General features: G+C 54.2%; 6 protein-coding genes and 1 pseudogene. 2 read left to right on the top strand and 5 right to left on the bottom strand.

What is annotated here, in order from left to right:
• Positions 1–34: 34 nt before the first annotated feature.
• The 5 genes and pseudogenes from HWN72_RS14750 to HWN72_RS14730 all read right to left on the bottom strand — a co-directional run bounded on the left by HWN72_RS14750 (position 35) and on the right by HWN72_RS14730 (position 4,650).
• Entirely contained in the window at positions 35–1,582 is a 1,548-nt protein-coding gene (locus HWN72_RS14750; protein WP_211150543.1) for a GMC oxidoreductase, read from the bottom strand.
• Positions 1,569–2,348, bottom strand: a complete 780-nt coding sequence (locus HWN72_RS14745; protein ID WP_211150542.1) for an aldo/keto reductase — start codon at positions 2,346–2,348, stop codon at positions 1,569–1,571. The genes HWN72_RS14750 and HWN72_RS14745 overlap by 14 nt, the downstream gene beginning before the upstream one ends.
• Positions 2,349–2,526: 178 nt before the next feature.
• Positions 2,527–3,239: pseudogene (locus HWN72_RS14740) on the bottom strand (IS5 family transposase).
• A gap of 116 nt (positions 3,240–3,355) precedes the next feature.
• Entirely contained in the window at positions 3,356–3,679 is a 324-nt protein-coding gene (locus tag HWN72_RS14735) for a hypothetical protein (protein ID WP_211150540.1), read from the bottom strand.
• Positions 3,680–3,816: 137 nt separating this feature from the next.
• Entirely contained in the window at positions 3,817–4,650 is an 834-nt protein-coding gene (locus tag HWN72_RS14730; protein ID WP_211150539.1) for an IS5 family transposase, read from the bottom strand.
• 564 nt (positions 4,651–5,214) lie between these two features.
• On the opposite strand from HWN72_RS14730, the gene HWN72_RS14725 reads away from it, so the two are divergent.
• Together HWN72_RS14725 and HWN72_RS14720 are read left to right on the top strand one after the other, a co-directional pair.
• Positions 5,215–6,051, top strand: coding sequence for a hypothetical protein (locus HWN72_RS14725; RefSeq protein ID WP_211150538.1), 837 nt, complete (start codon positions 5,215–5,217; stop codon positions 6,049–6,051).
• A gap of 15 nt (positions 6,052–6,066) precedes the next feature.
• A complete protein-coding gene (locus tag HWN72_RS14720; RefSeq protein ID WP_211150537.1) occupies positions 6,067–7,989 on the top strand; it encodes an acyltransferase family protein in 1,923 nt (640 codons plus the stop codon).
• Positions 7,990–8,348: the final 359 nt, after the last annotated feature.

Below are 8,348 nucleotides of genomic sequence, written 5' to 3'. Positions count from 1 at the left end.
GCGCGGCTTGGAGGAAAATCCGGGAATCACGTCATCAAGTATGTGCCAATTTTTTACGATGCTGATCAACGCATCGCAACGTGAGTAGCAGCAACATCATTGTCGGATTGGCGCCTCCCCCCGTAGGCAGCACAGAGGTTGCAAGCAGTTGCACGTTTGGCACTCCGAAGAGGTTCAAATCCGGGTCGACTGCCCCGAAGGATGGGTCGGCAGACATTCTTGTTGACCCAGTTGGGTGAAAAATACCGCCGGTGTCCGCGAGCGAAGTACATACCTCATCTTCATTAAACAGATTAAATTTCCCGAGTTTGGAAAAATCGCTTTCGTTCCAACTTTTAAGAAATAACTTTGCCGTATTTAGTAAGTTTTTTTTATCCAATTCACTGATATTCCAATGAATTTCCGCCAATGGTGTTCCAAAAATATCATGACGGGTTTCGCTCAAACTGATGCGGTTTTCTGGAATAGGCTCTTGCTCAATCACCACATGGACCAACAGGCGGGCGCCCTGCGGAAACAACAAACGCTTTTTCTTGAACCGCCACCACACTGCCCTGAGCAACCAAGGCATGTTGCTAAGAAGCTCTATGCCAACTCCCAACGGTGGCAGACAGCGTCGCTGCAAATACTGATAGATTTCGCGCAGCACATCAAAGCCGCCGCGTGTTTCGCTTGCGAATCCAATGTGAGTGAAACTGGGGGGCAATGTTTTTCGAACCGAGGCGTCTGGGGCGAGTTCGAAGCGAATGTTGCGCATTGACCCATTTGGCCCGAAGCGGAACCCGATAATCTCATTCAGCTTGCTTCGGTCAAGCGGGTCTATCTCGCCAACTTCGATGGAAATATGGTCAGAAAAGTAGCGACCTACAGCGGGAGAAATGCTTGATACTGCATTCTCGTGCGTGCGGTCTATTAAGAGTGCAAGCCGCGTGGTTTCAATTGCACCTGCGGCTATAATCAACTTTCGTGCGTTGATATCGATTTTGTCGCCATTTATAGATGTGGCGTGGACAATGACGCCATCAACCGAACTATGAATGTCCGTAACATGCGCATTAAACCACACCTGAAGGTTCGCCTCACTTCGGATGGGTTCATTGAGCAATTGCGCCACATTGCGTTTCTTAAACGGTGGCCACTTTGCCATTCTATTGACATGTTCCTGCCCAAGGGAAAATGGAAATGCCGGATCTGAATAAACGCCTCCGTCTAAATCGAATAATGCCTCGAGTTCAGCGACGTAGGGCATGAGATCGTCCATCGCGATGGGGTAGATGGAACTGTCAAGATCGGCAGGTTGGAAAGGTATCATCGCGCCACCCCACCGGGTAGATGTCCCACCGATGCAGCGAAAACGACCACTATCCGCGCCTCGATAGAGCGCGCCAGTTTGGATGACCTCATTGAAGGGGTGCGCATCGTCGTCTTGCCGCAGGCCGCCTGACTCAAGGCATACCACCTTTTGCCCAGTTCGCTGGGCCAGCCGAACAGCGGCCACCAACCCGGCTGTGCCTCCGCCGATGATTATGAAATGCGCTGATTCAGAAATGAGGCCGCGCCCATTCAAATCATAGATCAACATCAGTCTCCGCGCAGAGCTCGGAATATTGAGGAAGGCGAGAGACCTTCGTTGTGCTCACAATTACTGCACCATCGGCGTTGCGCCGCAACGCTGCCTTGAGAATATTTTCTACAGAACTTCCCAACCCTTTTCGTCGCTCGGCTGTGACATAGCCGTAAGTGATCTGCAATGGCTTGCCCCGCATCGGAAGGATGTCTGCCTCCCGCGTCGAGAGGCTGTCCGCCATTTGCACCACGCGACACAAAGGAGAAGCATTATCAAGGAACGGCAAAAGTCGATCCTCGGTCAGAGCCAGCCCGAATGTGCGAACCTTGCCTTGCTCCACTAGATTTTCTAGCCAGCGATGCCATTCTTCGGTTTCTATCAGCGCCAGCTCAGGTTCATGTAACATGTAAATGTCAATCATGTCGCGACCAAGGCGCCGCAAGCTGCCTTCCAGCGCTGTCTGAGCACGACTTAGCGAGAAATCAATCGTCGGTCGTGATATCGGCTTGAGAATGCGCCCTGCGGCCTTTCGCAAGAAGACTGTGGCGGCGGGCTGCGCCTCGCCACCGGGCGAGTAAATTCCGACTTTGGTCGTTACTGTAACATCTGGATGGCGTTTTAACACAGGAGCAAGGTCACGCTCGGCAATGCCAAACCCGTAATAAGGCGCCGTATCGAAATGGGTAAATCCATTGTCTACAGCTGCAGCTAGCAGATCGCGTCGTTGGCTGGAGCCACCGACATTGAAAAGGCTGGCAGTGCCGAAAACAAACTTCGACATCCGTAGAGCGGTACCGGGGAGCAAGATTTGATGCAATGGAACACCCAAAAAAAGAGGATAAAGGCAACTGCTAGTAAGCCGCGATTATCTACAGCAGCATAACCATCATTCGACCGAAATTCCAAAAGGTTTCCCTACGACGCAATACGATCGCATCTAGCCTAAGGTTTGTGGGGATTCACCGGGAATTGATGACGGCTGCAGCGAGGTGGATCATGGCCTCGAAGCTGCGATCGGTTTTGCAAGCGCGCATGGCGATGCGCTTGAATTCCTTGAGTTTGCAGAAGAAGTTTTCGATGAGGTGGCGCCACTTGTACATTTCGGCGTCGAGCGGGATGGGTCTGGCGCGTCGCGGGTGCTGCGAGATGACGATTTTTGCACCCCGCTCGTTGAGATCGGCGACGATATCGTTGCTGTCGAAAGCCTTGTCAGCGAGCAGTGCGCCGAACTTGATGCCGTCGATGAGTGGAGCAACGCCAACCGTGTCGAAGCGGTGACCGGGCATCAAGCGGAAGCGGACAAGGTTGCCCAGCGCATCGGTCAAAGCCAGGACCTTGGTCGTCATGCCCCCTTTGGAACGACCAATGGCCTGGCTCTGAGTCCCCCTTTTGCGCCCTGGCCGTGCCGGTGAACCTTGACGATGGTGGCATCGATCATGGCGTATTCCATGTCCGGTTCATCCGAGAGAGCATCGAAAATCCGTTTGAAAACATCCGCTTCCCGCCAATCGCGAAATCGGCGGAATGCCGTGCTCCAATTGCCGAACATCGCCGGTAGGTCGCGCCATGGACTGCCGGTGCGGACAATCCACAGCACTGCCTCCACGGACATCCGGTTGTTTCTGCCGCTGCGTCCGGGGTCGGTGATCTTGCCCAGACAGTGCGGTTCCATCTGCGCCCATTGGGCGTCCGTCAGTACAAAGCGATCCATCCAGAGTGTAAATCACAACTCCAGAAAAATGGGAATCCTAAATCCCCACCCCCCCCCCTTAGCTCGACTTTGTACGATCAGGTGGCGAAGCATAGGGCTTGAGCCATACGTTCGAGGCGGGATGTGGGAATATAGTGCGGTTCTCGGTGCGGCGGGGAGCGTTGATTAATGTCGCCGACCCAGAGTTGAAGCCGGACGGCAGCGATAGCGTCACTGAACGTCAGGCTGGTTTTTCGATACCAGGCGGCGGCATAGGGGATGCTGGTAGCGGTAAGCAGATCGCAGGCCCAAAGTGATATGAGGCTGTAGATTCCCAGCAGCGCCGGTGTGGTTCGCGCTATTGCTTTGTCGGTCCACTGGCGCGCACAGACGACGGCGAAGTTTTCTTGGGACTTCGCCAACGGCTTCTACCTTGGCATGCGGCTCAGCATCGACGGCTGGAAGCCGCACATATCCAATCCGGAAATCGGCCACCCACTGACCGCCACCCTCGGTCATTGCACGACGATGATCCCTGAGTGCCTGACTCGGAAGTTTTTCAACCGTAGCAATACCTTGCAGTTCTGCGGGTAAGCATGCGGATAGAAGCTATCGTCGCCCATGCCGTAGAGGATGCGATGGTGGTTTCCCAGTCCTTGGCAAGGCGGCGGCATCGGCCAAGCCATGCGAAGGTGCGTTCGACGACCCATCGCCGAGGGAGAACCTGAAAGCCCTTCGCCTTGTCCGAACGTTTGATGATTTCGATCGTCCAGGCACCCGAGCCGGTCAGGGCGGCACGAAGCTTGTCGCCGGCATAGCCTCCATCTGCAAAGACATGGCGCAGCCAAGGGAAGCGTTTGCGTACGGACTTAAGGACATCGACAGCACCGTCGCGGTCCTGAATGTCGGCGGTGTGGACGAGGATGAAGATGAGAAAGCCGCAGGTGTCCGTCAGGATGTGGCGCTTGCGGCCTTTGATCTTCTTTCCCGCATCATAGCCGCAAGGGCCGCCGCTTTGCGTTGTTTTCACCGACTGGCTATCGATCACACCGGCGCTTGGCGAGGCTTCGCGCCCCTCGATCTCCCGCAGGTTCAAGACCAGCACCGTGTTCATGGCCTCGAGCAGACCGGTGTTGCGCCAAACGTAGAAGTAGCGCTGGACCGTCGAAACCGGTGGAAAGCACTTGGGCAGAAGCCTCCAGGCGCAGCCGCTTGCCGCAATGTACAGCAGCGCATTCATCACTTCGCGCATGTTCGTTGTGCGACGTCGACCTCCGCGCCTGGCTGGCGGGATAAACGGCGCCGCCAATTCCCACTCCCTGTCCGTCATATCGCTGGAATAGCGCAACCCTTTCCGGCTATGCTCCTGCCGGGCAATACCAGTCCATGCCATTGTTCACTCCATCTCTCGCAGGACGGCGTGAATCACAACATGCTGGTATTGCTCAACAACTTTCGGGGCGGGCTCTGAGGATCAACGCCAGACCGCACTACGCGGCCAGGTCGGCGAAATCCTGGCCCAGTCGTGGAAGGTCGTTCCAGAACTGGTCGAGATGCTTCACGTCAGCATCGGCGGCGCTCGAAACGTCGAAATCCGATAACCAGCAGCGTCAACGTGGGCTCTGGATGCGTACGTTCACCGAGTCAAGTGGGCATCCATTGCACGCCGATTAATACCTTCTCGCGGTGATGGGTTTTCAACCCCCAACTCTGCGATATAGAAAATGCGCGTGTTCTAGGACGACTGCGCTTCTCATCGGGAAACGGAAAACAGATGCATTTTACGCGTCGCGATATGCTGATAGCGACTGCACCCGTGCTCGCGGTCGGGCTAGCCCGGACAAAGCCATCGGTGGGTCATGCTGTTTTGTCAGGTGACATCATTGAGGCTCAGGGCGATAGCCTTACCTTCGGTTGGGGCTCACATGGTAACCGGCCAGGTCAAGGACCTTATCCAATGCAGCTTCAACGCTTGCTGTCAGCACACTATGGTCATGAAATTAAAGTTAATAATCGCGGTGTCGGAGGTATTGGTGCGCGGACTTGCGCCGCTCTTTCCAATGGTCAGCCGATGCATTTCACAGTTGCCGATGGCATTCTTCCTACGTCTGGATCAGTGGAACTGACCAGCTTCGATGCCAACCCGATAACCGATCAGAATCCTGCGCCAATAAAAGGAACCTATGCCGGAGTACGTGGCGTACTTTCCGTGTTTCGAACCAAGCCAAAATTTGATCAAAACTCAATGATTTTTACAAGAGAACAGCCTGGAATGCCATTGCCGGTTACACCAATGAGTGCTTTCTATACCGACATCGGCATGACCACGCGCGATCACATCAAGATTATGGTGTATGGTCGCAATGGAATGCGGTTGGACCCCATACTAGCCGCGATCGATGGGGATGTTTCCTATCAAAGGTGCAAGCGAAAATGTTACCTTGTGGGGTCGGTGATGACGGCCGTCACCGAAATAGGAACAGACATCCAGCAACGAATTGCCGCGATCAACTCTGCACTTAGTATTCGATATCAGGATAACTATGTTGATCTCGATTCGCCGCCAACATATGAAGAAATGCTATCAATTGGCTTCATCCCTGATAGCTATGGTCCGTATTCGAGCGGGCGAACTGATCAGCTGGACATAGCGGCTGGGGTTTTGCCTTCAGGTATGAGAATGGGTGGCGTGTCGAACAATCAACATCTCAACAACTACGGCTACGCTCTCTGGGCAATGCGGTTCTGCGAGCGGATTGTTAGTAAAGGTTGGTTCGATGGGCGGTATGGTTAAGAAAATGGGGTGGGTATGAATTTTCGGGCCGACATCAACGGGCTGCGGGCTATTGCTGTCCTTGCAGTACTTGGTTTTCATTTTGGAATACCTGGATTTAACGGAGGTTTCGTCGGAGTCGACGTATTTTTCGTTATTTCTGGATATCTCATGACCGGAATATTTGTAAAACGGTTTGATCGAGGAACGTTCTCTATCTCGGGCTTCTATCTCGATCGCGCACGCCGAATCATTCCACCTCTCGCGGTTCTCGTGGCTGTGCTTCTGGTGGCCGGCACCATCTGCCTCTTGCCACAGGAGTTTCTGGTCCTCGGCAAGCATAGTGCTGGTTCAGTTTTATTTGTTTCCAACATTTTGTTTTGGAAGGAGGCCGGTTATTTTACACCTTCTGCCAAACTGGACTGGCTGCTTCATACTTGGTCTTTATCTGTGGAGTGGCAGTTCTATATCATATATCCTTTGTTGCTCTTGCTATTGAGTGCAATTGGAGGTCGTCGTTTACTTTCGGTGGCTTTGGCTTTTATTGCGGTGATTTCGTTCGCATTTTCGATTTTTTTGACCGCGCATTCGCCGACAGCCGCATTCTATCTCTTACCGTCCCGCGCTTGGGAGATGATAGTCGGTGGCATGGTACTCCTTGCTCCCGCAATGCCTGTCGGTGCCACGCGCGTTTCGCAACTAATGGGGGTCGCGGCAATATTGGCCTCGATCGTGTTCGCCGATCCGGCTCAGTGGCCAGGGGTCGGTGCGCTGGCGCCTGTGGTAGGCGCGGCTCTCGTCATTGCTGCTAATCGCACAGTATCAAGGATAACGGGCAATTCTATAGCTTCATGGGTGGGGCTTAATTCTTATTCGATCTACTTGTGGCACTGGCCGCTGGCAGTGATCGCCGCGCGCTACGGTCTTACTGGCGATTGGCGCGCTATTGTACCCGGCATTATCGGCGCGCTTATTATTGGCCATTTGTCATGGAGATTTGTCGAGCGCGGCGGCCGTCGAGCGGTGGTGCAACCTCACATCCATACCGTGACAACCGGTTTGGAGTGGCGCCGCCACATCGTATTCGCGTCGGTGGTAGGAGCATTGGCGATGTCGGGAGCCATAATTTGGAAAGCGCGCGGACTTCCCGGTCGCTTCTCTCCGCAAGTACAGGCTCTTGAGGCAGACAACGAGCCAGGCGGCGCTTACAACAAAGGATGCTTCGATCCGAGCTTCGATAAGGCCCCTTGTATCATTGGTGCTTCCAGCGGTCGCATAGTTGCGCAGGTCATAGGCGACAGCCATGCTGACGCAGACGTAAGCGCACTGGTCGCGGCGCTGCCTCCACACAGCAGGCTTATCTGGAGTGGTTATCACGCATGCCCGCCCTTACTTGATGGTGTTACTGCCGATCCAGATAGCCGGTGCGACAGCTTCATCCGTCATGATCTATTGCCATTGATGCGTCCGCGCACCGTGCCGGTGATATTGATCAGTCATTGGAACGGATCGACCCAAGCTGGCGATGTACTAACGGACGGTTACAACGATCTCTCTTGGCTGGCTCAATTTCGTGCGCGTGCCATCAAGACTAGCTGCGCGCTGGCCAAGGCGGGCCCAACTTACGTGATGCTATCGACGCCCGATTTTCCCTTCCCGGTGGCCTCGACGTTACAACAGCGGTTGATCGCGGATCCCCGAGCAGCAGATATCAATATTCCTCTCGCTGACCATCGACGCCGGCTCGCCGCTGTGAACGCGATATGGAATGAAGCGGCGCGGGAATGTGGTATTATTTTGCTCGATCCGACTCCTTACATCTGCCCAGACGGTAAACATTGCATGGGATCAATCGGTCATCGAGCGATCTTTCGAGATGCGCATCATATGTCAGAATTTGGAAATAAGTTACTTATTCCTATGTTTAAAAAGATATTTTTAAAGGAATCTGGGACATGAAGTCCAATCGACGTTAGTGAGGTGGTGCCGGTTTTTCGGACAGGGTCGTTTAATCGCAAAGAGGTCAAGGGGAACCCGGCGCGGCCTTCCTCGGTCTACGATTGCTTGATCGCAGACGGTTTGGTGATCGTGGTTTTCAGCAGCGCCAGCATCAGTCGCGCTGGTATGTCGTTTGTCGGGTACAGGGTCGTTTACGCGGTCGAGACACGCCCGCCGCAGGATAGGTCTTCGTGGGCCGGGATCTTCCAATGTGTTAAACGCACTTGCCGAGAAATGATGGCAATGCGGCCTGTGTAGCGGAATGATCCTGTCCGCGTCCCGACAGGGACGAAGCAGCGCGTCCATGCCATGAACGCTAA

The sequence above is a fragment of the Novosphingobium sp. HR1a genome (assembly GCF_015594425.1).
Taxonomy (GTDB): domain Bacteria; phylum Pseudomonadota; class Alphaproteobacteria; order Sphingomonadales; family Sphingomonadaceae; genus Novosphingobium; species Novosphingobium resinovorum_A.
The sequence above is the reverse complement of the archived record's forward strand: the minus strand, read 5'-3'. Positions and strand labels throughout refer to the sequence as shown.